This is a genomic window from Anaerotruncus sp. AF02-27 (assembly GCF_003465835.1).
Classification (GTDB): Bacteria; Bacillota; Clostridia; order Oscillospirales; family Ruminococcaceae; genus Anaerotruncus; species Anaerotruncus rubiinfantis.
Map to the genome: position 1 here is coordinate 1 of NZ_QSBX01000022.1, position 25,352 is coordinate 25,352.

At 56.3% G+C, this 25,352-nt stretch carries 21 protein-coding genes; 8 read left to right on the forward strand and 13 right to left on the reverse strand.

Annotated features, from left to right (window positions below):
- The first annotated feature begins 196 nt into the window (after positions 1-196).
- A complete protein-coding gene (locus DWV16_RS14285) occupies positions 197-646 on the forward strand; it encodes a YhcH/YjgK/YiaL family protein (RefSeq protein ID WP_147539458.1) in 450 nt (149 codons plus the stop codon).
- A gap of 64 nt (positions 647-710) precedes the next feature.
- Here DWV16_RS14285 and DWV16_RS14290 read toward each other — a convergent pair whose 3' ends face one another.
- The 4 genes from DWV16_RS14290 to DWV16_RS14305 form a co-directional block, all read right to left on the reverse strand.
- On the reverse strand, positions 711-1,673 hold the full coding sequence (locus DWV16_RS14290) for a TIGR01212 family radical SAM protein (RefSeq protein ID WP_066452463.1): 963 nt from the start codon (positions 1,671-1,673) through the stop codon (positions 711-713).
- A 19-nt stretch (positions 1,674-1,692) separates the two neighbouring features.
- The gene (gene ade / locus DWV16_RS14295; protein WP_118479882.1) at positions 1,693-3,384 is read right to left on the reverse strand and encodes an adenine deaminase; all 1,692 of its coding nucleotides are present in this window, start codon (positions 3,382-3,384) and stop codon (positions 1,693-1,695) included.
- 28 nt (positions 3,385-3,412) lie between these two features.
- Entirely contained in the window at positions 3,413-4,660 is a 1,248-nt protein-coding gene (locus tag DWV16_RS14300; RefSeq protein WP_118479884.1) for a DUF1015 domain-containing protein, read from the reverse strand.
- 136 nt (positions 4,661-4,796) lie between these two features.
- The gene (locus DWV16_RS14305; RefSeq protein ID WP_118479886.1) at positions 4,797-5,348 is read right to left on the reverse strand and encodes a zinc ribbon domain-containing protein; all 552 of its coding nucleotides are present in this window, start codon (positions 5,346-5,348) and stop codon (positions 4,797-4,799) included.
- Between the two features lie 693 nt (positions 5,349-6,041).
- Here DWV16_RS14305 and DWV16_RS14310 point away from each other — a divergent pair.
- Genes DWV16_RS14310 through DWV16_RS14325 form a run of 4 tightly spaced genes read left to right on the forward strand, consistent with a single transcriptional unit; the run spans position 6,042 to position 9,860 of the window.
- Positions 6,042-6,971: an alpha/beta hydrolase gene (locus DWV16_RS14310; protein WP_066452459.1), complete on the forward strand. Its 930-nt coding sequence runs from the start codon at positions 6,042-6,044 to the stop codon at positions 6,969-6,971.
- Positions 6,968-8,236: a hypothetical protein gene (locus DWV16_RS14315; protein WP_118479888.1), complete on the forward strand. Its 1,269-nt coding sequence runs from the start codon at positions 6,968-6,970 to the stop codon at positions 8,234-8,236. The genes DWV16_RS14310 and DWV16_RS14315 overlap by 4 nt, the downstream gene beginning before the upstream one ends.
- 13 nt (positions 8,237-8,249) lie before the next feature.
- Entirely contained in the window at positions 8,250-8,909 is a 660-nt protein-coding gene (locus tag DWV16_RS14320; protein ID WP_066452457.1) for a DUF6320 domain-containing protein, read from the forward strand.
- A 15-nt stretch (positions 8,910-8,924) separates the two neighbouring features.
- Entirely contained in the window at positions 8,925-9,860 is a 936-nt protein-coding gene (locus DWV16_RS14325) for a diacylglycerol kinase family protein (protein ID WP_066452456.1), read from the forward strand.
- 46 nt (positions 9,861-9,906) lie between these two features.
- Here the strand turns inward: DWV16_RS14325 and DWV16_RS14330 are convergent, their stop codons facing one another.
- Together DWV16_RS14330 and DWV16_RS14335 are read right to left on the reverse strand one after the other, a co-directional pair.
- Complete coding sequence (locus DWV16_RS14330) at positions 9,907-10,713, reverse strand: YdcF family protein (RefSeq protein WP_066452455.1); 807 nt, start codon at positions 10,711-10,713, stop codon at positions 9,907-9,909.
- Between the two features lie 191 nt (positions 10,714-10,904).
- A complete protein-coding gene (locus DWV16_RS14335; RefSeq protein WP_118479890.1) occupies positions 10,905-13,034 on the reverse strand; it encodes a hypothetical protein in 2,130 nt (709 codons plus the stop codon).
- Positions 13,035-13,319: 285 nt separating this feature from the next.
- Here DWV16_RS14335 and DWV16_RS14340 point away from each other — a divergent pair, with 285 nt between their 5' ends.
- Entirely contained in the window at positions 13,320-14,678 is a 1,359-nt protein-coding gene (locus DWV16_RS14340) for a hypothetical protein (protein WP_118479892.1), read from the forward strand.
- Between the two features lie 62 nt (positions 14,679-14,740).
- On the opposite strand, the gene DWV16_RS14345 is transcribed toward DWV16_RS14340, so the two are convergent.
- Complete coding sequence (locus DWV16_RS14345) at positions 14,741-15,799, reverse strand: hypothetical protein (protein WP_118479894.1); 1,059 nt, start codon at positions 15,797-15,799, stop codon at positions 14,741-14,743.
- Between the two features lie 265 nt (positions 15,800-16,064).
- Between DWV16_RS14345 and DWV16_RS14350 the strand changes: the two genes are divergently transcribed.
- Positions 16,065-17,402, forward strand: a complete 1,338-nt coding sequence (locus tag DWV16_RS14350) for a patatin-like phospholipase family protein (protein WP_118479896.1) — start codon at positions 16,065-16,067, stop codon at positions 17,400-17,402.
- Positions 17,403-17,460: 58 nt separating this feature from the next.
- On the opposite strand, the gene dctP is transcribed toward DWV16_RS14350, so the two are convergent.
- The 4 genes from dctP to DWV16_RS14370 are packed head-to-tail and all read right to left on the reverse strand — an operon-like array spanning position 17,461 to position 21,530.
- The gene (gene dctP, locus DWV16_RS14355; protein WP_066452450.1) at positions 17,461-18,540 is read right to left on the reverse strand and encodes a TRAP transporter substrate-binding protein DctP; all 1,080 of its coding nucleotides are present in this window, start codon (positions 18,538-18,540) and stop codon (positions 17,461-17,463) included.
- 39 nt (positions 18,541-18,579) lie between these two features.
- Positions 18,580-19,860, reverse strand: coding sequence for a TRAP transporter large permease (locus DWV16_RS14360; RefSeq protein ID WP_066452449.1), 1,281 nt, complete (start codon positions 19,858-19,860; stop codon positions 18,580-18,582).
- Complete coding sequence (locus DWV16_RS14365) at positions 19,861-20,364, reverse strand: TRAP transporter small permease (RefSeq protein WP_066452448.1); 504 nt, start codon at positions 20,362-20,364, stop codon at positions 19,861-19,863.
- A gap of 23 nt (positions 20,365-20,387) precedes the next feature.
- Positions 20,388-21,530 carry a mandelate racemase/muconate lactonizing enzyme family protein gene (locus DWV16_RS14370; RefSeq protein WP_066452447.1) on the reverse strand — a complete coding sequence of 381 codons (1,143 nt, stop codon included), beginning with the start codon at positions 21,528-21,530 and terminating at the stop codon, positions 20,388-20,390.
- A gap of 181 nt (positions 21,531-21,711) precedes the next feature.
- Here DWV16_RS14370 and DWV16_RS14375 point away from each other — a divergent pair, with 181 nt between their 5' ends.
- Positions 21,712-22,347, forward strand: coding sequence for a GntR family transcriptional regulator (locus DWV16_RS14375; protein ID WP_066452446.1), 636 nt, complete (start codon positions 21,712-21,714; stop codon positions 22,345-22,347).
- A 73-nt stretch (positions 22,348-22,420) separates the two neighbouring features.
- On the opposite strand, the gene DWV16_RS14380 is transcribed toward DWV16_RS14375, so the two are convergent.
- Positions 22,421-23,362, reverse strand: a complete 942-nt coding sequence (locus DWV16_RS14380) for an AEC family transporter (RefSeq protein ID WP_066452445.1) — start codon at positions 23,360-23,362, stop codon at positions 22,421-22,423.
- 30 nt (positions 23,363-23,392) lie between these two features.
- Positions 23,393-25,333, reverse strand: a complete 1,941-nt coding sequence (locus tag DWV16_RS14385) for an ABC-F family ATP-binding cassette domain-containing protein (RefSeq protein ID WP_118479898.1) — start codon at positions 25,331-25,333, stop codon at positions 23,393-23,395.
- Positions 25,334-25,352 lie beyond the last annotated feature (19 nt).

The window sequence follows — 25,352 nt, forward strand, 5'->3', positions numbered from 1 at the left end:
TTGATATTTGCAGGGGAACGCTGTAAAATAATAACAATGTATTTCGCAAAATCAAAGTTTAGCGAAATTCAGGTGATCCAAGCCCTGCCTTCTTGTCCGCTTGATCTTTACCGAAAGATCAGCTAGAATAAAGTTGCAGAAAGCCGTTGAACGCGTGTCCGCGGATTTTACAAAGCGACAGAAAGGATGTTTCCGAATGATTTATGACAAACTTTGCAATGTCCGGCATTATCTTGGCCTGAGCGCTGAAATGGATCAGGCTCTGCAATTCATCGCTTCCAACGATCTAAATACCTTCGCCCCCGGAAGCCATGAGATCGGAAACGGCATCTATTTCGATGTCGTCAATGACAAAACCAAACTCCGAGATGCCTGCCGCTGGGAAGCTCACCAAAAATATACGGATATTCAAATTTTGTTGGAGGGCACCGACCGCATGGGCAGCCAGCCGGTCCGCGACCTGGAAATTGAAACGGCATACGTTCCTGATATCGCCTTTTACCGGGACAACGGCCGCGGTTTATTTGTCGATGTCCGGCCCGGCTATTTCACAGTCTTTTTCCCTTGGGACGCGCATATGCCGCTGATTAGCCAAGGCGACCCGGCCCCGGTAAAAAAGATCATCTTTAAAGTCCCCGTCGAATAATCCGCTTGCCGGTTTCGTATGGCCGGCAACAAAAGGACCGCTGCTCTTCGCAGCGGTCCTTTTGTTAAGCATCTGTTTCATTTTGGGCGGGGCCGGCGTACCGCTTTCCCTGCCAGGAATCGCGCCGAACCAGTTCCTTGTCGATTTCGTTGAGGACACAGAACTTTTTACGGCTCCAATCCGGACCAATGAGCGCGCTTGGCGCGCCGTCGCCGGTTAACCGCCCCAGGATAAACCCAGGCGGGAAGAGTTCCAGCTGGTCGCAGACAATCTGTACATATGCCTCCAGAGAAAGCAGCGGAAACTCCCCAGCAAGATAGCTCCGTGCCAGCCGGGTTCCTTTGAGTACATGCAACAGATGGATTTTCACAAGGTGCAGGTCGAGTCCCGCCAGTTCCCGCGCGGTCTGAAGCATCATTTCATGAGTTTCGCCCGGCAGACCATCGATGATATGTACGCCCACATGAATTTTACGTGTATGCAGCTTTTGGTAACCGGTGAGGAAATCCGCCCAGGTATGGCAGCGATTGATCCGTTCACCGGTTGTGTCGTGGATCGTTTGCAGGCCCAGCTCCACAGTCAGATAGGTGCGTTCAGAAATCTCCGCGAGCAGGTCACAGACCGCTTCCGGCAGACAGTCCGGCCGGGTTGCGATCGAAAGCCCCACCACGCCCGGGCAGGACAGTGCCGCCTCATAAAAATGCCGGAGGGTATCCACCGGGGCGTAGGTATTGGTGCGCGCTTGGAAATAAGCGATGTGCTTTTCGGTATTCCACTTCTGCCCCATCATTTCGGCAACCTTCGCAAACTGGCTTCGGATATCCGCATGTGGGTCACCGCCAAACTCCCCGCTCCCGGTTGATGAACAGTAGATGCAGCCGCCGGTACCCTTGGTTCCATCCAGATTCGGGCAGGTAAAGCCCGCATTGAGACTTACACGGGAGACTTTAGAGCCGAACCGGCGGCGCAGGGCGTAGCTATAGGTGTGGTAGCGTTTGTTGCTGTCTGAGAATGGAAACGGGTTCAAAACCGCCGCCCCTTTCCACTTACTTGATGAAGGAAAAACTGGTCACATCGAAAACGCCCAAGTCGGTCACCCGGATTTCAGGGATAACCGGCAGAGCCAGAAAGCTCAGGGTGATAAACGGGTCGATCCCTTCCCGTATTCCGGCTTTATGCGCGGTTTCGATGAGCGCGTCAAGCCGCGCGATAAGTTCGTCGGCGGAAAGATCACTCATCAGGCCGTAAATCGGCAGCGGCAGCTCACCGAGCACCTGACCGTCCCGCACGAGCACAAAACCGCCCTGCATCCGTTCAGCCGCTTTCACAGCGGCGAGCATATCCGCATCGTTGTCCCCCGCGACAATCAGATTGTGGGAGTCATGTGCCACTGTTGTGGCGACCGCGCCATGGGTAAGGCCATAACCAGCCAGCAATCCGACACCAATGCTTCCGGTTGCGTGATGCCGCTCGATGACAGCGATCTTGCGCAGTTCGCCAGCAGCGACAAGGTCATCCACTTCGCAGGACGGCACAAAACTTTTGGAAGTGGCAATCTGCCCGGGCAACAGGTTCACAACCGGCTGCCGCTCCCGCTGCGGCAGTGCAAAGCAAGCCGCAGACAGCGTGGGGAGTTTCACCGAATGCCGCGCGGCTTCCATCCCGCCGCCAATCAGTCCAAAGGCAAAAGCTCCGCGCGAAAATGCCTTTCCGTCCTTGTAGATAGCGGCGACCGCGAAATTTTGAAGATCTTCAAGCACAACCAAGTCGGCCCGATGACCGGGCGCAACCGCGCCGAGCCCCCGCAGCCCGTAGATTTGGGCGGCGTTGATGGTGGCCATCCGGATTGCGTCGACCGGGCTCATCCCCAGCTCGACCGCCAGTTTCACATTATAGCGGACGCCCCCCTCCCGGCGGATGTCCACCAGGTGCTTGTCATCGGTGCAGAAGGCCATATGCCGGGTGTCCAGTTGATCCCGGACCACACCGGAAAGGATGTCGCGCACATGGCGGCCCGCGCTTCCCTCCCGCACAAGCACCGCCATGCCCGCGTGAAGCTTTTCCCGGGCTTCCTCATAGCAAGTGCTTTCATGGTCGGTTTGGATACCCGCCGCAGCATATGCCTGCAGGCCTTTTCCGGTGATCATCGGCGCGTGCCCGTCGATTACGCGTCCTGAAAAGGCGTTCAGCTTGTCAAGCACGTCCGGGTCACAGTTCGCGACGCCGGGATAGTTCATCATCTCCCCGAGTCCCAGGACGCGCGGTTCTCTCAAAAACGGCTCCAACGCTTTTGCATCCAGCACCGCGCCGGCATTTTCAAACGGCGTGGCCGGAACGCAGGACGGCACCTGCACATAATAGTTGACCGGCAGAGCCGCGGAAGCATCCAGCATGAAGCGGATGCCCTCGGCGCCCGCGACGTTTGCAATCTCGTGCGGGTCGGTGATGAGGGTCGTCACACCCCAGGCCAATTCTTCCTGGCAATAGGCGGGCGGGGTTACCATCGAGCTTTCCACATGGCAGTGTGCGTTTATGAAGCCGGGCGCAAGATACCGCCCGGCAAGATCGGTTTCGGCCGGGCCGCTGTAGCTGCCGATCCCCGCAATGCGCCCGTCCGCGATTGCGACATCCGCCGGATAGATATCACCGGAAAACACATCCACAACCTTTGCGTTTTTCAGCACCAGATCCGGCTTCCGTTCGCCCAAAGCGGTACGGATCAGATTTTCACGCGCCATCAAGCCCACATCCTTTTTTTGGTTTCCTTTATTTTATCCGGCGGCATTCCAGATAATACCGCTTTTCATAGGCGTGCCCCATTGAAAAGGTCTTGCGCGGGAGCGCGCCGTCCGCGACCACTGTCGGGAAAAGTTCGGACTTCTGCATGGCCGGCAGCAAAAATCCGATGGCATCCGGACTTTGCGCAAGGCTTTTCAGCACGTCGTCCCCATGGATATAATCGACTGTGCCGCCATGCTTTGCGAGATAATCGTCGAGGAAATTCTGCAGCGTGCCGACCGCGAGCGCCGAGGACGGGTTTTCGATGAAAAGGCGTCCGGTGCGCTCCCTTGTCACGTACGTAAGCGATTGTCCGCTGTCCGCCGCGTCCGAAACCCTATAATAGCGGCGAATCTCCGCGAGCAGGGCGTCCGGGTCCACCCCGCAGACAATGCGGTGGATGGGTTCAAACTCCATCGCCGGATCGTGTACATTCACCAGCTCGACCAGCGCGTACCGCGCCGGATGGTTTTCCCACTGTTCCTTTGGAAGCTCTGCCCGGAGCTTTTCAAAGCAGGCCTTCGCGGTGGCCAGCGAATGGTTCCCGTCGCCCACCGCGAAAAGAAGCGGCGAAGCCGACTGCGCAGCTTGGGCACCCGCCAGCGCGCCAAGCGCCGCGTCGATCCCGGCGCGGGACTGCGCGTCCACCGCATAACCGCTGATGTGGCCGCCCTGCTCCATCAGATTGAAATCGTAAAGTTTTTGCATTCCGGATATCCGCACTGCAAGCGGCTCAATCACCGTGCGGGCGCTGTCGTCGAGCAGCACCATGATGTGCGGCAGCTCGAGCGGCGCATTTTCGCGCACACGGATGCGCGGCGGCAAACGGCTCTCGACGGTGCCTTCGGTCGGCCGCACCAGCGACTGGGAGCCTTTGGAATAATCATATTCCATCAGATCGATCTTCCCTATCAGGCCGCGGCGAATTTTACCCGGCGCGACAGTGCGCTCAACATAGATATAGGTATCCGGATATTCCGCGAAAATCCCTTCGGCAAGATATTGTTCCATCGCGCCATTGATCCGACCAATTCGATCCTCGACCGCCGGGTCCTGCAGCCAGGCTTCCGGCAGGATCATATGATAGGCCGACGGGCACCCGTTCACCCGTTCGGCAACGCGCTGCCAATATTCCGGTTCGGAAGTGTATTGATCGCAGGCGACCACGCTCCAGTTTTCCATCGTCACACTCTGGGGGATCAGGATATCCGCCGGGGAAAATCCAATCTTAAGCATCTGAATTCCGCCTCGCTTCCTTATCTTTCACAAAGGCCCAGATGGGCTTGTATACAGGAATTATACCGCATCCGGGCTTTTATTTCCAGTAAAAAAGCGCTCCGAACGAGCCGGAGCGCCTGCATTTTGAAATCTTTTACGCCGAAGGGCGATAGGAAAGGATGCCGGCGGCCGCGCCGAACGCCACCAGCACACAGCCGACCACCAAAAGGTATGGGATCATCGCCATGCCATAAAATCGGTCCGCCCCGGTATCCAGATACGCCTGGATCACCACCATCAGCACGGCAACCGACAAAAACAGCCACACACAGTCCGGCACCATGGAATAACGCACGCCGCGCAGGATCAGCAGCTGCACCAGAAGCACCACCGGCAGGACGGCCATCAGCAGGGTACGAACCCACCAGACGAGGTTCATCTCCGGCAGATAGTCCGGATCCCCATGCCCAAACAGCACCAGCATATGAAATATGAGTGCGGCCAAAAGCGCAAGACAACCAAAGATCCCCAGCGTGGTGCCCGCAATTGCGCCGGCGCTCGAACGCGCGGGATTCGTACCAGTCTCCTCCCGATAAAAATAATCCTGCACCAGCGACTGGCCACAGTAGCCGCAGGCCCGGGCCCGGCCGCTCACCGGGCGGCCGCACTTCGGACAGGTGATCATTGAGCCACTCCCCTTTCCCATAAGGCCGAACCTCAGAGGGATGATATTCTGCCCCTATTTTATCACATGCGCTCTGTTTTGACAATCTGCGCCGGAGATTTCCCGCATTTACGCAGGAGAGCAGATATGGTATAATAGCCGCAGAGCGGCTATTATACTGGCTTATGCGCAGGACGATCCGCGCCTTTGGCGCTGCCGTCCCAATGCGCAATTATCCCACCGCGCGCTTCGCGCTTGTGGCATAATTGCCGCAGAGCGCCTATTATACCGGCTTATGCGCGGGACGATCCGCGCCTTTGGCGCGGCCGTCCCAATGCGCAATTATCCCGCCGCGCGCTTCGCGCTTGTGGCATAATTGCCGCAGAGCGCCTATTATACCGGCTTATGCGCGGGACGATCCGCGCCTTTGGCGCGGCCGTCCCAATGCGCAATTATCCCGCCGCGCGCTTCGCGCTTGTGGCATAATTGCCGCAGAGCGCCTATTATACCGGCTTATGCGCGGGACGATCCGCGCCTTTGGCGCGGCCGTCCCAATGCGCAATTATCCCACCGCGCGCTTCGCGCTTGTGGCATAATTGCCGCAGAGCGGCTATTATACCGGCTTATGCGCGGGACGATCCGCGGCGGCGCGTGTTCTGCCAAATTCATGAATTAAGCGCGGGTGCAGTAAAAACGCATTATTTTATACAGCACCCATCTGAAACGGAGGAAACAATGGCCTTTAATAAAGCGGTGCGGGCAATCCTGCGTGCATTATCGCCGGATCTCGACGTTACCAAGACCTATGAATTCGAACGAAAGATTCGCACAATCTCCTCCGGGCGGCATGTGAAGCTTTTCTACAGGCCCTGGGATCATGTCGTCATCGCCGGAGATCACACCGTCCCGGTACGGATCTTCACGCCGGAAACCGAAGGCGAGCATCCCATCCTGCTCTTTTTTCACGGCGGCGGCTGGGTAACCGGCAATATCGACACCTATGACCGCGCCTGTACCCATATGGCAAAATTGACCGGCCATGTGGTGGTTTCTGTGGATTACCGTCTTGCGCCGGAACATCCGTTCCCGGCCGGGCTCGAGGACTGCTACGCCGTGGCGCGGGATATCTTCCTCGACGCGCAGCTGCTGGGCGTGCCTGCCGAATCGATCACCCTGATCGGGGACAGCGCCGGCGGCAATCTTGCCGCAGCGCTGTCTCTGCTGGCACGTGACCGCGGGGAGTTCCTGCCCCGCCGTCAGATCCTGCTCTACCCCGCCACCTACAATGACCACACCGCCCGTTCCCCCTTCCCGTCGGTGCGGGAAAATGGGGAGGGCTACATCCTCACCGCTAAACGGATCGGAGAATATATGGAGCTCTACGCTTCCTGTGGAGCGGACAGGAAAAGCCCTTATTTCGCGCCGTTGCTGGCCGAAGACCTGAGCGGCCAGCCGGATACGCTGATCATCACGGCGCAGTATGACCCGTTGCGGGACGAAGGGGAAGCCTATGGCAAAAAGCTGCTTGCCGAGGGCAACCGGGTGAAGATCCATCGGATCGGCGAAGCGCTGCACGGCTTTATCACTCTGCCGCCCACCCTCCGGGTTGTGAAGGAAGCCTATGGTGTCATCAATGAATTTCTCAGTGAGGTGATCGAGCCTTGAAGAACCGGAAAGCCGCCGAATGGAGCCGGCTGGACAACGCCGCCAAACTCTTTCCCCCGACCAGCAACGCGGCCGACCCAAAGGTATTCCGATTTGCATGCGAGCTTTGTGAGCCGGTCGAACCGGAAACTCTGCGGCAGGCGCTCGACCGCACCCTGGAAGCGTTCCCCCTTTACCGGTCGGTGCTGCGCAAGGGACTCTTCTGGTACTATCTGGAGGCGAGCGAACGGGAGGCTTCCATCCATGAGGAGGACACCCGTCCCTGTGCGCCGCTTTACGACCGGGTGCGCAAGAACCTGCTTTTTAAGGTGACCTACTACCAGAACCGAATCAATCTGGAAGTCTACCACGCGCTTTCAGACGGCACCGGCGCCTTACAGTTTCTGCGGCTGCTCGCCTATCATTATCTGACCCTCCGCCATGCCGGAGACTTTCCGGAAGGCCCGCCTCCTATGGATTACGACGCTTCTTTCGCCCAGAAAAAAGCCGACAGCTTCCGCAAATACTATTCCGAAGCCCCACCCCGCCTGCCGGAGCACGCGCCGTCCGCCGTCCGTGTGCGGGGCGCGCGGCTCACCGAGCACCGCATAAGGGTGATCGAGGGACATTTGAGCGCAAAAGCCGCTGTCGCGCTCGCGCGGGAACACGGCGCGTCGGTCACGGCGTTTCTCGCGGCGGCGCTGCTCTGCGCCATCCATGAGGAAATCCCGGTACGATACCGCAAAAAACCGGTTGTGCTGACTGTGCCGGTCAACCTGCGCAACTACTTCCCGTCCGAGTCGGCCCGCAATTTTTTTGGCACCATCAATGTGGGATACGGCTTTCCGGAGGGTTGGACCTTCCCGGATGTTGTGGCGGCTGTCGCGCAGAGCTTTACCGAAGAGCTGACCGCCGACCGGCTGCGCCAGCGAATGAATGAGTTCTCCGCCCTTGAGCACAACGCCCTGGCCCGTATTATGCCGCTTGCCGCAAAAGATGTGGTGATGCAGCTTGCCAACCGTTTCAAAAAGAGGGAGGTCACCGGTATGCTCTCGAATATCGGCAGGATCGCGATGCCAGAGGCGCTGCGGCCATATATCCGCCTGTTTGATGTTTTCACCAGCACCAACCGGGTGAATCTCTGCATGTGTTCTTATGGGGATACGATGGTGCTCAGCTTCACCGCGCCGTTTGTGAGCACCGATATTCAGAAAAATTTTTTCCGCATTCTCTCGGGCTTTGGGCTTTCGATCACCATTCACTCCAATCAGCCTGACAATGAATAAAAAGGAGCGTTCGATGTTATACTGCGATAAATGCCGTTTGTCGGTCGCGGGCCATCGTGACCGCTGCCCGCTCTGCCAGGGCGCGCTTTCCGGTGAAAGCGGACCGGAAACCTTCCCGGTCATCCCCACCGGACGGCACCAATATCATCTGGTGCTGCGGATGCTGATCTTTTTATCCATCACAGCGGTGGTCGTATCCGGCGCCATCAATGTGATGTTTCCCGCCGGAAAGCCATGGGCGTTCTTTGTAGCGCTGGCGGTGGGGTGTATGTGGGTCAGCCTTTACAGCGCCATTATCCGCCGCCACAACCTGCCCAAAAATATCAGTTGGCAGGTTTTCCTGCTTTCTCTGCTGGCGGTACTTTGGGATGAACTGACCGGCTGGCACGCCTGGTCAACCACCTATGTGATCCCGTCGCTGTGCATCTTCGCCATGGCCGCGATGGCGGCCATCTCCAAGGCGATGAAACTGCAGGCGCAGGACTGCCTCATCTATCTGGTCATAGACGGGCTGTTTGGCTTTGTTCCGCTCGTCTTTCTGGGATTTGGATGGGTCACCAATCTCTATCTGCCGGTCATCTGTGTGGCCGCCAGCATCATTTCCCTGGCGGCGCTTTTCTCCTTTGAAGGAGAAAACCTTGTGTTGGAAATCAAAAAGCGATTGCATTTATAAAGGGAGGTCCCACATATGGGAAAAAAGCTGCTTTTCCTCATCAACCCGAATGCGGGAAAATCGGAAATTAAGACCCGGGCGCTCGATGTGATCGACCTGTTTGTCCGCAGCGGATTCGAGATATCTGTCCACACCACCCAGAGGCGGATGGAAATCCCGGAGATTCTGAAAGAACAGGGGGAGGACTGTGACCTCATTGTGACGAGCGGCGGCGACGGCACCCTCAACGAAACGGTCACCGGCCTGATGGCGCTGCCACAAAAGCCGCTGCTCGGCTATATCCCGGCCGGTACGGTCAACGATTTTGCCACCAGCCTGCATATCCCCAAAAACATCCTGCAGGCAGCGCATGTGATCGTTTCCGGCCAGCCGTTCGACTGCGACATCGGCGCCTTTGAGGACCGGTATTTCACCTACATCGCCGCGTTCGGCGCTTTTACTGACGTATCCTATCAGACGCCGCAGCAAAGTAAGCTCCTGCTCGGCCGGGCAGCCTATATCCTTGAGGGGATCAAACGGCTCCCGTCGATCAAGGATTACCACCTCATCGTCAGGCACGACGGCAAAACGGTGGAGGACGACTTCATCTTCGGCATGGTGACCAACTCCACCTCGGTGGGCGGGTTCAAAATCCATGAACAGCTCGTGAAAATGAATGACGGCCTGCTGGAAGTGGTGCTGATCCGCCGTCCGGAGAGCGCAATCGAAGCGCCGCAGCTGCTGAACGCGGTGCTCCGGCAGGAATACAGCTCCGAATCGGTCTATGCTTTCCGCACTTCGGAACTGGAGATCACCTCGGAGGAAGAGGTCCCCTGGACACTTGACGGCGAGTTCGGCGGCATGCGCCATCGGGCGCACATCCGCAATGTCCCCCGCGCCATCCGTATCCTGCGCGGCAGCGATTCGGACTCCCGTCCGGTGGAATTTCCCTCCTACAGCTTCAAGGTCTGATAAAACGGCAAAAGGCCCGCGATCCATTTGGGGATCGCGGGCCTTTTCAATCCAGGATAACCGCCTTTGCGATGCCGAACCACTCCCGCACCCAATAGGCCGGGAAAAGCCCCCAGGGAGTCGGAGCAGGCAGGGAATACGGGATAAGGCCTGCTTTTTTCGCATAGATTGCGCCGCGCAGCTGGTGGAAGCCGTCGGTGGCAATTGCCGTGACGCGCGGCAGGTTGTGCGCTTCGATGAGCGCGGCGGAAAACGCCAGGTTTTCCCGCGTGTTGCGGGATCGATCCTCAAGGAGAACCCGGGCGGGATCGATCCCTCTCCCCGCGAGATAAAGCCGCATGACCTCCGCTTCGCTGTGTGTCCCGCCGTCGTTAAGACCGCCCGAACCGATCACAAAGGCACGCGGATGCGCCTGCAGATAGTCATAAGCGGCATCCAGCCGCAGCCGGAGCATTTTGGAAGGCTTATCCCCCACAACCTGGCATCCGAGCACGATTACCGCCGCATCCGCGGGTGGCGGGTTCAAATAAGCATAGGAAGCCATCCAGACCGACATGCCGCATCCCCAGACGGTAAATGCCGCAAGCCCCGCAGCGGCGGCCATGCGGCTTCGTTTCCACCAGCGCGGCGCATCCAGACGGCGGCGGTCGGATACCGGGCGCAGGCTGCGGCGAATCTTCCCCTGTCCATCAAAAACGTCCCAGCAGAGGCAAAGCAGCAGAAGCCCGCCGCCGTAAAGCAGCAGGAAAAATACACCGGTATGGAAAATCCCATAGACCGCCAGCGGCAAAAGGCCAAAAAAGAGGCAAAGCGCCGCAAACCCGATACAGGCGGCGCGAAATACAGATTTCACAGGCAGAATCCTTTCACAGCGAAGTCGCAAAAAGGAGCGGGCGTTATTGGAGACTCGCCCGCTCCTTTGACCACAGGATCAAATGTGGATATACCTTCCATTTTACAGGAAGTTTTCAGGGGAGCGCAAAGCGGGCACACGGCCCGCTTTGCAAAAACATGTCGTTTTGAATCCGAAATGGAAACTGCCTCTTAGAAGCCGGTCGGCGGGACAGGTTTCTTGTTGTTGTTGACCTCGACCTTATCCGGGGCTTCCGGATCGTAATCGTCGTCATCCTCATCTTCAATGTCGGCCGGGCCGTCAGAGAAGATATAGGTGCCGAGGGTACGGGTCTTGATCAGGAACGCGTAATCGTCATCATCGTTGGTGGTGTATTCCACTTTGTCGGTGATGTCGTAAAGCTCGCCGTCGACAACTTCATAGACATAGATGTCGTCCGGATCAATCGTTTCTTCGCCGTCGTCATCCACAAACGGGTTGTTGATCCACAGGCGCGCGCGGGAGGTGCAGGGGATGCTCGGATTGCCGACGAAGGAACGGATATAAGCGTCCATATCGTCAAAGTAATCGAGGTAGTCCTCGTTGTTCCACTTGGTGGCCATGCGCGGCATATAGTATTCAACGTCGCTGTCCGCGGTGAATTTCATGATGGCGAGGGTGTCGTTATTGTCCTCCCAGGTGACGGTGTTCTCTTCGTTCTTGACAGGCTTGATCACAACGCCCTTTTCGCCCGCGACGAAGGTCGCGTCGTCGTCAACGCGGTTTTCGTTCTGGATCCAGATGGTCATCGGGACCTTCATGGTTTCGCCCTTTTTCAGGTAGCCAAGACCGCCAACGCTTCCCGCACCATTTTGCAATGCAGTCTTTGCGTCCGCAAGCACTTTTTCCGCATATTTCAGCGTATTGGAATCATTAACATCATCTTTGGTGATCTTTGCGAGGTCTTCTCTTGCTTTCTGCAATTTTGTTGTTTCCGTACCTGCATTTGTTTGCGCAGTCGTATATTCAGTGGTACCCTTCACTGCGCTAAGTTCGGTATGCTTTGTAGTGGCAGCGGTCAGATTCGTCTGAGCCTCGTCCGCCTTCTGCTGGAGATTCAAAATAGAACCGTTCACAGCTGCATCACCATTGAGTATGTCAAGAGCTGCCTCCAGCTGATCCATATCCGTTTTAAGCTGAGCCGCAGTTTTGGTAATTCCGTTGAGCGCGGCTACCGCCGCGGTAGCCAAAGCTACCTCATTCTGGACAGCACCATTAATGGCGGCTTTTAATGTTACCGTATCATCACTAACCGTGGTGTAATCTCCAGCCGCGGCTACTTTTTCGACTGTCCACGAATCCATATTGCCGACGTTGTCTTTTGTAACGGTCGTCGTAACCTTATAGTTGTTTCCATCTGCACCGGTATATCCAATATCTGCCGCAGCAATAAGGGTATCATTAATATTTTTCAACGCGGTATTGAGCTGCTCCTCGTATTTTTTGACATACAGATAGGAACCTTTTTCCGTTTCCGCCGCATTGAGTTTATTATATTCTGTCTCTTTTTCTCCCTTATCGGTTTGCGCATTTGTAACCGCCTGATCTGCTTGATCCTTCGCAGTCTGCGCATTATTCTTGGCATTTAAAGCATTCTGAATATCTTCGTCAATCGTGGAATATTTGTAGGTTGCACCGCTGGCAGTTGTACGCTCTTTCGTCCACTCCGCCATTGCAGGAGCTTTTTCCAGATCCGCAATTTCTTTTTCGAGACGAGTCTTTTCCGCGTTCAGATCATTGACCTTTTTTTGCGCATCCTCTACGGCTTTTTTCAGAGCTGTAACATCTCCGCCCGTGGAACCAGGAGTACCCGGTTTAAACTGCGGGAACTCATAGTTGCCATTCACGATCGTGCCAGCGTTGTCCGCAATGAGGTCTTTCTTCGCGGTGATATAGATGTCAAGTTTGGTTTTCAGTTCGTCGGCGGTGTAGGTGTCCTTGATGACAATTTCCAGCGCGACACAACGGCCCAGATTGCCCAGCTTTTTGCCGACAACCTTTGGTTTGCCGTCGATGTTCTTGGAGCCTTCGTCCTTGTCGACGTCGATCTTCACCATCTTGTCGTCAAGCAGGTAGTCATAATCACTGTATTTTCCAAAGACCCAATAGATGGTCTGTCCCGGGCGAATGACGTCGTCATCCGCAATTTTGTCGCCGTCCTCATCGACGAAATCCTCCACGTTTACCTGATTCCAGGTGTAGTCGGCGGTTTTCGCCAGCGTCGGAATCCCGAGCGACAGCGCGCAAGCCATGGCAAGTACGAGTGCCAATAACTTTTTCATAAGTTCTTTCCTCCTTGAAAAATTTTTTTGATCAGCTTTCGGTTATGTGCTTCTTCCGCGGTCTCCATCGCAGAAGAGACACCTCCCCTTATACCCAGTATAACAACCTGTAATTGGTTGTCAATACTAAATATTCCTATTTGTAGAAATGTTGCCGAAAATCCGGACAAATCCTGTCGAATCTGCTGCTTTATTTTAACAGCTCACCCATATAGTGCATCTAAAGTTGCATTTTATTGCAACCTTTTCATTTTTTTATCGCTATTTATAGGAGGCGGTAAAAAGATGACAAATACACGGATTTCTGATATACTTTATGCGAATCAAAACGGCCGGCAGGGGCTTTTGCTGCGGCTTTTAAACGAGGTGATTTTTGTGCCGACCAATCCGGTCAAACCCGGCGTCCCGGAGGATTTTTCCGGCGCGCTTTCCGAACTGCTCCCCCAGCTCATGGAAAAGTACTCCCGCGATACCGTCCGTGATCAGATGAATGAATGCAGCAGGCTGCTCTCCGCCGTGCAGGAATGCAACGCCCGCATGCTCGATTCCTCCGCCGACGGCGGCATGGTGGATTCCGCCGTGCAGGATGTGGTTTCCTCCACAAAGGAATACTATGAATTCCTTTCCCACCTGCCCGAAGATATGCGCCGGTTTTTGATCCTCATGGGCAATGTCACTTCGGATGAGATCGAGGATCTGCTCACGCTCGAACCGGACGTGGGGGACGAAATTTCCCGTCTCGCCTCGGTCGCGCCCGCCATACAGGCGGTCCGCCCCAAAAATTACGTCATGCCCATCGATCCGATCACCTCAAAACTCGCCCAGCTGCGGGAATTTAATGAGATCACCGTCTCTCACCGCCGCAGTCCCACCATACAGACCGCCGTCACCATCGCCGCGCCGGAACATATGAAGATCGACGGCAATTTCCAGCTCACCAATTATGATAAATCCATCATCAACGGCGTGGTTTCGATTTTGGAAAGCGGAAATTCCTCCTTCACCGTGCCGATGCTCTACCACGCGATGACCGGCAAGGAAAATCCCACCGTCGACGACGGGCTGATGGAGGAAATCAAAGCCAAGCTCGATACAATGCGGCGCCTTTCCATCAATATCGACCTGACCGAGGAGATCAAAGCCCACATGATCAAGCAGAAGCTCGAAGGGCCGGAAGGGGTGGAATCGTTCACCATTGACGGCTATTTGCTGCCGCTCAATAAATATACCGGCGTGGTCAACGGCAAGCGGTCGGAAATGTATCAGATCATCGACACACCGCCACTGCATAGCTACGCAAAGCTCAAAAATCAGATCACCACCGTGCCCATCGATCTGCTCAAGGCTCCGCTCAACAACAACGCCACCACCATCCCGCTCAAGACCTACCTGCTCGGACGGATCGAGGCGATGAAAAACGAACATAACAAAATCATCCGGGATGTGATCCTGTTTGAATCGGTCTATCGGGAACTCGGCGATATCGATTCGGACAAAAAGCGCAAAAAACGCATCCGCGATTACACCGAAATTGTGCTCACCCATTTCGTTTCGATGCACTATATCACAAAATATGAAATTATAAAGGATGGCCGGATGATCAAGGGCGTCAAGATCTTCTGGGAAGGCAAAAAGAAAAAATAACTCTGCAAGGACAAAACCGGCCCGGAACGCAAGTTCCGGGCCGGTTGATGGTTTGGGGTGCTTTATTTCGTGGTCTTGATCTTCACGTCCGAGATGATCCAGGTGCCCAGGGTGCGGGTCTTGGTCTCGAAGGTGTCGTCGTCCTCATTGTAAGTAAATTTGCTGGTGACATTGGTCAGCTTATTGTTTGCGCCGACGCTGTAGATGTAGACGCGGTCCACATCGTAGTCGTCCGGATCGAAGGGGTTCGCCAGCGCAAGGGTTGCGCGGGAGGTCGAATCGATGGTGGCGGCGGAGAATTTACGGATCACCGCATCGGTGTTCTTGAACTTCGCGAGCAGGTCGCTGGTCCATTTGGTCGAGAGTTTCGCATAGAATTTATCCGGGTTGCTGGTCGCTTTGAAGGTCAGGGTCGCAAGCGCGTCGCTGTCGTTTTCAAAGTTGATTTCGTTGGTTTCGTTCTTGACCGGTTTGATGGTCAAGCCCTTCTTGCCGACGGTGATCGAAGCGTCGTCGCCCGACTCGGTCTTGTTCGCAACAAAGAAGGAGGTCGAGAGGGTCAGCTTGTCGCCCTTGGCAAATTTGAACTTGTCGTTCGGTGCGCCAATGAGCGGGAATTCCTTGTAGTTTGCGTCCTTGGAACTCTTGCCGGTAAAAGTGACGTCCATCTGGACCTTGTACTCATCCGAACCGGTCATGTCGTTGAGCTCGACCGCGAGATAGCTGTATCGTTTGTTAAGCGGCAGGAGGGAATACTCCCATTTGTTTTCCTTGATCGTACCGGTGGGGACCGACGCGACGAGTTTGGAGTTGGTGGTCAGGCGTTTTTCCACGAGCTTGACTGACTTGACCAGCTTGGAGTTTTTGGTCTTGCGCACCGACACCTTGGTGATCTTCGAGTCGTTGAGCTGTTTGGCGGCAGCGGGCGGGATGAGGAAATAGATGGTCTGATTCGGTTCGACCGAATCGTCATATTTGATGGGGTTGCCGTCCTCGTCAACCGGGTTGCCGGTCAGGTTTGTAATGTTGACAGTGGTGGTTTTGGCGGTGGCTGCAAAAGCCGTTATATTCAGGCTGAGCAGCATTGCACCCGCCAGGATCGCCGCGAGTAGCTTTTTCATAAGATTCTTCCTTTCCTGAAAAATGATCGTTGTATCTTATCAGTGGAAATCCTTCCAAGTTTTACTGCACGGGTTTGCCAGAATTTTGCTATAATTGGATGGATGAATTGGATGATCTTTTTGCGAATTTTTTAGTGCATTTTCACAAATTCAACACATTTGGATAAAAAACTGGTTTTCCGGCAAAGATCTTTACAGTTTTGTCACAGCCGGAAAAGCAGGATCGCATATAATAATCCTATAAAAAAGGAAGGGCGGGAGAACAATGGAAAAGACCGCATTGGTGCTTTCCGGAGGCGGCAGCCGCGGCGCGTATGAAATCGGCGTCTGGCGGGCATTGGGGGAGCTGGATGAGCGCTTTTCAATCGTGACCGGCACATCGGTCGGCGCGCTCAATGGCGCGGTGATCGCACAGGGCAGTTTTGAGGAGGCGGAAAAGCTCTGGCGGGAGCTTGAAACCTCCCGGGTATTTGACCTGCCGCTCGATGAGAAGCTCCCGCGTGAAAAAAAATGGCTTGAGGCGGTAAAGCTGTTCGGCAAAGCGGCATTCGAGCAGGGCGGCGCCGATACCAGTCCGCTGCGGGAAATCCTGGAGAGCTATCTGGATGAGGAGACCATCCGCCAGTCACCGGTCGCGTTTGGGCTGATGACCGTGCAGGTCCCCGCCATGCGTCCGGTGCCCGTCTGGGCCGACCAGCTCCCAAAAGGGAAGCTCATCGACTATCTGCTTGCCTCCTCCGCCCTCTTCCCCGCCATCAGGCCCCACCGGATTGACGGGGAATATTACATTGACGGCGGCTACTATGACAATATGCCCATGCAGATGGCGGCCGCGCGCGGCGCCAGCCGGATCATCGCGGTCAACATGGACGCGCCGGGGGTAATCCGGCGGGAAAAAGCGGCCGTACAGGCCGAAGTGCGCGAGATCCGCAGCTATTGGAACCTGGGGTCGGTGCTGCTCTTCGACCCGAATTCCGCGCGCCAGAACATGCGTCTTGGCTATCTCGACACCATGCGTTCCTATGGCGTCTGCGACGGATTCGCCTTCGCTTTTGTCAAAGGTACGCTGCAAACGGTGGTTCGGCAGTATTACGGCGCCTTCTATGAGGTCTGCGAACTGCTGGGATTCCACAGCGTGCGCCACCGGTTTCTCGACTCGGTCGCCTACAAGGCGGTGCAGAAACGTGTTTTCCGCCGCGGGATCGCGCCGCCTGCCCTGCGCGGCTTCGCGCTCGACGGGATGGAATCAGCCGCGGAACTTTTCGGGCTCCAGACCGGGACACTTTATTCCCTTGCCCGTTTTGGCCAGCGTCTTTCCGAAGCGGTCGAAGCCACCGAAATCCCGGACGCGCTTGAAGGGCTGGATTTCTGGGCGGACACCGCGCAGGCCGCTGTCACCGCCGCGCTCGAACTTGCGGGCCGCGCCGCCCGCGCGAAATACCTCTACCGGATCATCCGGGCCTGCATCGCGCACAGACGACCGCTCAACCTCCTGCCGGTTGCCGCCGTCATGACCGACGAATTTTCCGCGGCGCTTTACCTGGCGTTGTGGGAATACAGCACGGCCAAAAAAACAAACGCAGCGCCTTTGCTGTATAAGTAAAAAAACCGGGAAGCGCCCAGATGGGGCGCTTCCCGGTTTTTACCGTTTGGGATCTTTTTTAGAGTTTTGCCAGTTCTTCCTGGAGCTTGGCGAGCGCTTCCTCGCCGAACACATCGGTGAAATCGCCCCAGATCGGGGTCAGAAGATCCTGAAAGACCTGTTTCTGTTCCATTGTGAGGTCGGTGACCTCCATACCCGCCGCTTCCATCTTTTCGCGGCAGGACTGCGCGTCCGCGCGGTTGATTTCGCGGTTGACCGGCTCGGTGGCCTTTGCCACCTCTTTAAAGATCGCCTGATCTTCCGCCGGGAGCTTCTCAAAGAGCTGGCCGCTGTAGACGAAAATGAACGGCGAATAGACGTGGCCGGTGGTGGACAGATACTTCTGGACCTCGTAGAATTTGCCGTCATAGATGGTCGGGAACGGGTTCTCCTGCCCATCGATGACATGCTGCTGCAGCGCGGTGAACACGTCGGTGTAGGCCATCGGGGTCGGATTCGCGCCAAGCACCTTCCATGCGGCGAGGTGGATGGGGTTTTCCATCGTGCGGATCTTCATGCCTTTCACATCCGCGGGAGAGGTGACCGCCTGCTTCGAGTTGGTCAGATGGCGGAACCCGTCCTCGTACCAAGCGACGTTGACAAGGCCTTTTTCGGCCATTTTGTCGTCGAGATACTGCGCAAACGGGCCGGAAAGGATCTGGTCTGCCTCCTCCTCGCTTTTAAAGAGGTATGGCAGGTCAAAGACCATGACCTCTTTTACGATGGTGCCGACCGGCGAAGGCGAGGTCACGACCGCGTCAAGCATTCCAGCCTTGACCTGCTCGGTCGCCTTGAGGTCGTCACCGAGCACCGCGTTCGCGTAAAGCTGCACGTCATAGCGGCCTTCGGTCCGTTCTTCAAACATCTTTTTGAATTCTTCGAGGGTTTTCATAATCGGATGGGCATCGCCGCCCGCAAAGCTGATCTTGATGACCGTTTTTTCCGTACCGGAATCCGCAGCCGGGGCCGGGTCAGCGGCGCTCTGCTGCGCCTGCGGCGCGGAAGCCGCGGGCGGGGTGGCGCTGCTCGAAAGGCATCCGGTCATCATGCCGGCAGCAAGGGTTGCGGTGAGAATGAGTGCGAGTAATTTCTTCTTCATAATTCCTTCTCCTTTTCAGACGCTGAATTTGAAAGCCGCTCAGGCAAACATATTCGGAATAAACAGGATGAGCCCTGGGATATAGGTGACCAGCAGCAGCACCGCGATCATGACCGAAATAAATGGGATCAGCGGTTTGATGAGATCGAAGATTGAAACCTTGGAGAGCCCGCAGACGACATACAGAACCGTTCCGACCGGCGGCGTGACCAGGCCGATGCAGAGATTGATGCACATGACCACGCCGAAATAGATCGGGTCGAGGCCAAAGCTCTGGATGATCGGCAGCAGGATCGGGGTCATCAGGAAGATGGCCGGCGCGAGGTCCATGACACAGCCGATGATCAGCAGCAAGAGGTTAATCAGCAGCATGATCACGACCACATTGTCCGAGATCGAAAGCAGCAGATTCGAGAGCTGCTTTGGCACCTGCGCCAGCGTGATGTAGTAGGCGACCGACATCGCAGCGCCGCAGACCATCATGATGACCGCGGTGCTGCGGGCGGTCGACGCAAGCATCCGCGGCAGTTCCCGCAGAGAAAGCTCACGGTAGACAAATTTGGATACCACAAACGCATACGCCACCGCGATGACCGCCGATTCGGTCGGCGTCACAACGCCGGTGATGATGCCTCCCAGGATGATGACCGGAAGCAGCAGCGCGAAAAACGCGCGTTTGGTGTGGTACCAGACCGTTTTCCAGGAGAATTTATCCGAGGAATCCCCATAACGCTGTTTTTTTACATAGAAGCCCCAGACGGTCATGAGCCCCACCCCGACCAGGATGCCCGGAATGATGCCCCCCAGGAAAAGCTTGCTGATCGAAACGCTCGCGGTCACGCCGTAAAGGATCATCGGGATCGACGGCGGGATGATCGGGCCGATACAGCCGGAAGTCGCGATCAGCGCGGTGCAGACCTTGCGGTCGTAGCCCTCCTCGTCCATCATCGGCAAAAGGATCGAGCCGATCGCCGAGGTGTCCGCGTCGGCCGAACCGGAAACGCCCGCGAAAACCATACTCGAAAGGATGGCGGCATAGCCGAGGCTGCCCCGGATGTGCCCCATGAACGAACGGGCAAACCCGACAATCCGCTTGGAAAGCCCGCCGGTGTTCATGATTTCACCCGCGAGGATAAAGAACGGGATCGCAAGCAGGCTGAAGCTGTCAAACCCGCGCACCAGACTCTGCATGATGATATAGGACGACCAGTCGCCCATATAGCACATCAGTACCACCGCGCTCAGCAGCAGGCTGAAGGCGATCGGAACATTGAGCAGGATAAAGCCGAACAGGCTCACCAGAAACAGGATGACAACCATTTATTCCGCCTCCTTTTTCCGCGCGAGGCCGTGAACCCCGCGCACAACCCGGCAGAGCGTCGTGAGGCAGAGCATCGCCGTAAACACCGGCAGGATGATATAGACATACCCCACACGGATGCGCATCGCCGGGGAAACCGAATCGAACGATTCCAGCATCAGCCTCCAGCCGCCGGTCGTCATAAATCCGGTGATGAACAGGATCAGCAGGTCGCGCACCAGGTCGACGTACCGGTGCAGCTGCGCCGGCAAAAACTTGACCAGGATGTCCAACCCGAGGTGCTCGTTGTTGAAGTAGGCGGTCACGGCGCCCACACAGACCATTGTGATCATCAGAAAGCGGGACATCTCCTCCGCCCACGCGATCGATGAATTGAGCACGTACCGGCTGAAAACGCTGTACAGGACGATGACCACCAAAAGCCCCATCAGCACCGCGGAAATTCCTTCGAGCGCCTTATAGAGGACCGCGAACCATTTTCCGCCCTTTTTGGATGATTCCATTCCTTTTCCTCCTTATCCCCTGTTTAGAACCGGTCGCAGCGGTATTTTTCAATCGCGGCGTCGTCCAGCTCGATACCAAGCCCCGGCCCCTGCGGCACGCTGACGTATCCGTCTTTCAGGGTGAAGTCGCTGACCAGCATCTCCTTGCGGATCGGGGTGTCCCACACACAGTATTCCAGCAGGTTCGCGTTCGGGATCGACGCGATCAGCTGCAGCGAGGCAGCGATGACGATGCCGCTGCTCCAGGCGTGCGGCACAACGGTGATGTTGTGCGCCTGCGCCATGGTGGCGATCTTCTTCGCCTCGGTGAGGCCGCCGCATCGGGTGATGTCCGGCTGCAGGATATCCAGCTTGCAGTATTCGATCAGCTGCCGGAATCCGTAACGGGTGGATTCGTTCTCGCCGCCGGCAATTCTGGTGTCAATCGATTCAGCCAGCATCTTGTATCCGTCGTAATCGTCCGGCGAAACCGCTTCCTCGATCCAGTAAGGGTTGTACTGCCGCAGTTCTTTGGCGAGCAGCAGCCGCGAGGCGGAATCGATGGGGCAGTCGGGCGACGGAATGAAGCCGATATCCAGCATGAGATCCATGTCGTCTCCGATCGCCCGGCGCGCGGCCTCAACCAGTTTCACATTGTCGCGGAACGGAAGCTCAAAGCCGCCCCATCCCATCTTGACCGCCGAAAAGCCCTGCTCCTTCCACTTGAGCGCCTCTTCGGCGGATTCCTCCGGCGTGTACGGCATCAGCGTGCTGCCGTAGGCGCGCACTTTGCTGCGGAACTCCCCGCCGAGCAGCTGGTAAATCGGCTTTCCAAGCGCCTTGCCGACAATGTCCCAAAGCGCGATGTCGATGCCGCTCATCGCATGGACAACCGCGCCGCGCCGACCGTAGAACATGCTGTTCAAGTACATGGTCTCCCAGATCCGTTCGGTCTGGAACGGGTCCATGCCGATGATCGACTGGCCCAGCCCCTGGCAGATGCGGTGGGACACCGGGGAATCGATGATGGCTTTGACAACCCAGGGGGCGGAATCGACTTCGCCGTAGCCGGTGATGCCCTCATCGGTGTAGACTTTGATGATGACGCCGTCCTGGGCGCTGTCGTTGATCTTCTGGATTTCGCCCGGCTGGCGGACAGGGATGGCTTCCACTTTTGTTATTTTCACGTTATCACCTCAAATGGTTTTCGGTCTCGACCTGCCTTTATTCTACATCATTTTTTCAAAAAGTCAATTGTAGATTGTTAACAATCTTCTTTATGCAATTTCTACTTGATTTTCAATCCCGAATGCTTTATCATTACTATAGAAAGAAGAGGCCGGTCTCCGGCCAAAGAGGATTGTGACTATGCCAGATACATTCAAATTTTCCAAAACCCCCCAGCTTTCCCGCAAGGATTTTGCCTACGATTCCATCAAACAGGCGATCATCCGCGGCGACCTCGCGCCCGGCGACCGTCTGCGGGAAGCCGATATCGCCGCGCAGATGGGGATCAGCCGCGGGCCGGTGCGCGAAGCGTTCAGCCGCCTGGCGCAGGAGGGGCTCATCTACTCCCACCCCTACCGGGAAACGGTGGTCGCGGAGATTGATCCCGAGCAGACCGAGGAGATCTTCGTGCCGATCCGGCGGATCATCGAAACCTATGTCGCCCAGAACGCCTACAAGGATCTGAACGACGAGGACTATGCCTATCTCGATTCGCTGGTCGGACAGATGGAGGAAGCCTGCCACAAGGAAAACCTTGACGAGCTGACTGACCTTGACATCGCGCTGCACACCTATCTTGTCGAACATTCCGCCAACGCAACCATCTGCGCGCTTTGGAATATCATTATCGCAAAAATTCACGCGCGCCTGCTCTATCAGGGCATCCAGCACTTCGATCTTGAAACAGTCAGCCGCGAGCATCGTGAATACATCTCCTTCATCCGCTCGCATGACGCAAAGAAGATCAAAAAGCATCTTGAAACCCATATCTATTAAAAAACGCCCGTGGATTCTCCACGGGCGTTTTTTCACTATTTTTCGAAAGCAGCTGGTTTCCAGCCTTATGTAATCAAAGGAAAACCATCTCGGCCACGGTAGCGACAAGCGGAATGGTCACCAGCGACCCGAGCATTGACATCACCACCAGGCTGGCGCCATGCTGTACGTCCCCGCCATAGGAAACCGGCATCATAACCGTGTTGGCCGCACAGGTGCAGCAGCAGGAAATCACCGCCGCCAGCGCGATCGTCCCGCCGCCCGGCAGCCAGTACGGAACCCGCAGCAGCCACAGGAGCAGAATAAAAACGCCCGGCAGAACCAGCAGGCGGACCGCCACCGCCCAATAGGCGCGCAGGTTGGTAAAGGCCTTTTTAAAATCGAGGTCCGCGACAAAAACGCCGGTGATGATGGTGGGCAGCGGGGTGTTCATACTTGCGAGGTAATCGATGGTGTGCATTGCCGGCTCCGGCAGGCGGATGCCCAAAAAGAAGATCGCCAGCCCGGCCGCCAGCCCCACAATTCCAGGCGCGGTGAGGATCTCCTTGGCGCTGACCCCTTTGTCCCCTTTGATGAGCATGAGCCCGTGGGTCCAGAAGTAGACGGTCATCACGGTGAGAAAGGCTGCTGAATGCACCCTTCCCTCCGGTCCGAGCACCGCCACCATCAGCGGCAATCCCATGAAGCCCGCGTTCGAGCAGATCGCGCCAAAACGTTCGAGATTGTGGATTCCGGATGGGTCCGGACGGATGAGCAGCTTTGTGACGCCGATCGCCATGAGATGGAAAATTGCCGCCACCACCATGCCGATCCCCAGCTCCCGGAACTTCTCAACCGCAAAATCCTCCAGGATAATCTGGAGCATGAGCATCGGGGTGATCACGATCAGGACAAAATCCGAAATATTCTTTGCGGCGGCCAGATTCAGGATTCCGCGCTTTTTGGCGAAAATCCCAACCGCCATCAGCAGCGTGATCACCGCCACCTGTTTGGCCAGTATGATACCGATTGACATCTGTGCAGACCTCTTATTCTGTCGTAGATTTTACATATTCCCGGCGGACGCTTCCACCTGTTCGGAAAGCTCCGCCCATTCTTCCATCAGCCCTCCAAGCTGGATCCGCATGGCTTCCAGCTGCGCGCACAGATCCGCCACCTTCTGATAATCGCTCGAAATCTCCGGCTGGGTGAGCCGCTCCTGTTCCAATGCGATCGAAAGCTCCAGGTCGGAGATTTCCTGTTCAACTTCCCGCAGCCGTTTTTTCCGCGCCACTTCGAGCGCGCGCTGTTTCTTGCTGCGGTAGTATTCGTTTTCCGGTTTGGCGGGGGCGGGTTTTTCCGCCGGTTTTTCCTGCGCGGGCTTCTCCGCTTCGGTCGCGGCAAGGTACGATTCATACCCGCCCTGATAGCTTTTGAACCCATCAGGGAACATCTCAACAATCCGGGTCGGCACCTTTGAAAGCAGATAACGGTCATGCGAAACCATTAAAATAGTGCCCTCAAATTCCATAAGCGCTTTGTCGAGCGCTTCCTTGGTGGGCAAATCAAGATGGTTGGTCGGTTCGTCCATGACGAGGACGTTTCCGCCCTCATACATCATAATGGCGAACTTGAGCCGCGCCTTTTCCCCGCCTGAAAGCATCCGGACTTCCTTTTTGATCGTTTCCCCGGAGAACTGCAAATTCCCCAGTACATTGCGCACATCCTGCTCATAGGTTGCGGGGAACCGGTCCCAAAGCTCGGAAAGCACCGTTTTAAACGGGCTCAGCCCGGTCTGTTCCTGTTCAAAGTAGGAGTGTTTCACATTCCTGCCCCAGAGAATCCGCCCTTCCACCGGTTCGGCCAGCCCGAGAAGCACCTTCAAAAAGGTGGATTTCCCCACGCCGTTGGCGCCGACCAGCGCAACCTTTTCTCCGCGCATCAGGTCGAAATCGATCTTTTCACAAAGCTGTTTCTCCTGCGCGCCTTCCCCCACCCTGAGGGTCAGCCCCTCGACATGCAGCACGTCCTTGACCGGTTCGCGTTCATATCGAAACGCCATGCGCACCGGCGTGACCGGCCGCGGCGGGAGCTTTACAAGCTCCATCCGGGCGAGCTCCTTCTCTTTTGACTTGGCCATCGCGGCGGTCGAAGCACGCACCTTGTTGCGCGCGATATAATCGGTGAGCTTGGCCACATGCGCCTGCTGCATCTCGTATTCCTTGCGCTGGCGTTCATAGATCATCTGCCGCGTCGCGGTAAATTTTGTATAATTCCCCTTATAGGCATTGACCCGAAGCCCCACAAGATCCCAGATTTTGTTACAGATTTTATCGAGGAAATACCGGTCGTGCGAAACCACAACAATGGCGCCCTTATATTCCTGTAAATAGCTTTCGAGCCACTGCAGGGTTGCGAAATCGAGATGGTTGGTCGGCTCGTCGAGCATGAGCAGGCCTGGGTTTGCGAGCAGGAGCTTGGCCAGCGCAAGCCGGGTTTTTTCACCGCCCGAAAGGGTCCCGCAGACCGTGCGATCATCCCGGTCCCCAAATCCCATACCGTTGAGAACGGTTCGGATTTTGACATCGATCTGATAGCCCTCATTCGTTTCAAACCAGGCCTGCAGGCGGTTATACTCCTCCGCGAGCGCGATATATTCCGCGTCCGCGTGGTCGGCATACTGTGCCATCCGCGCGGCCAGGCGCCTGAGCTTTGCCTGCGCGTCGAGCAGTTCCCCAAAGACCGACCGCATCTCCCCATAAATGGTATTTTCACTGTCGAGTCCGCTCGTCTGCCGCAGAAAACCGATCGAAAGGCCGCTTAAAACCGCGCGGTCCCCCTCGTCCGGCGGATAATCCCCGTTGAGGACATTGAGAAGGGTGGTCTTTCCCGCGCCGTTCGCGCCGACCAGGCCGATCCGGTCCCCTTCTTCAACCGCGGCGTTCACCCCTGTAAAGATGATCCTGTCGGCAAACAGCTTGGTTACATTTTCAAGGCTTACTAACATAAGAATTCTTCCATTCCCA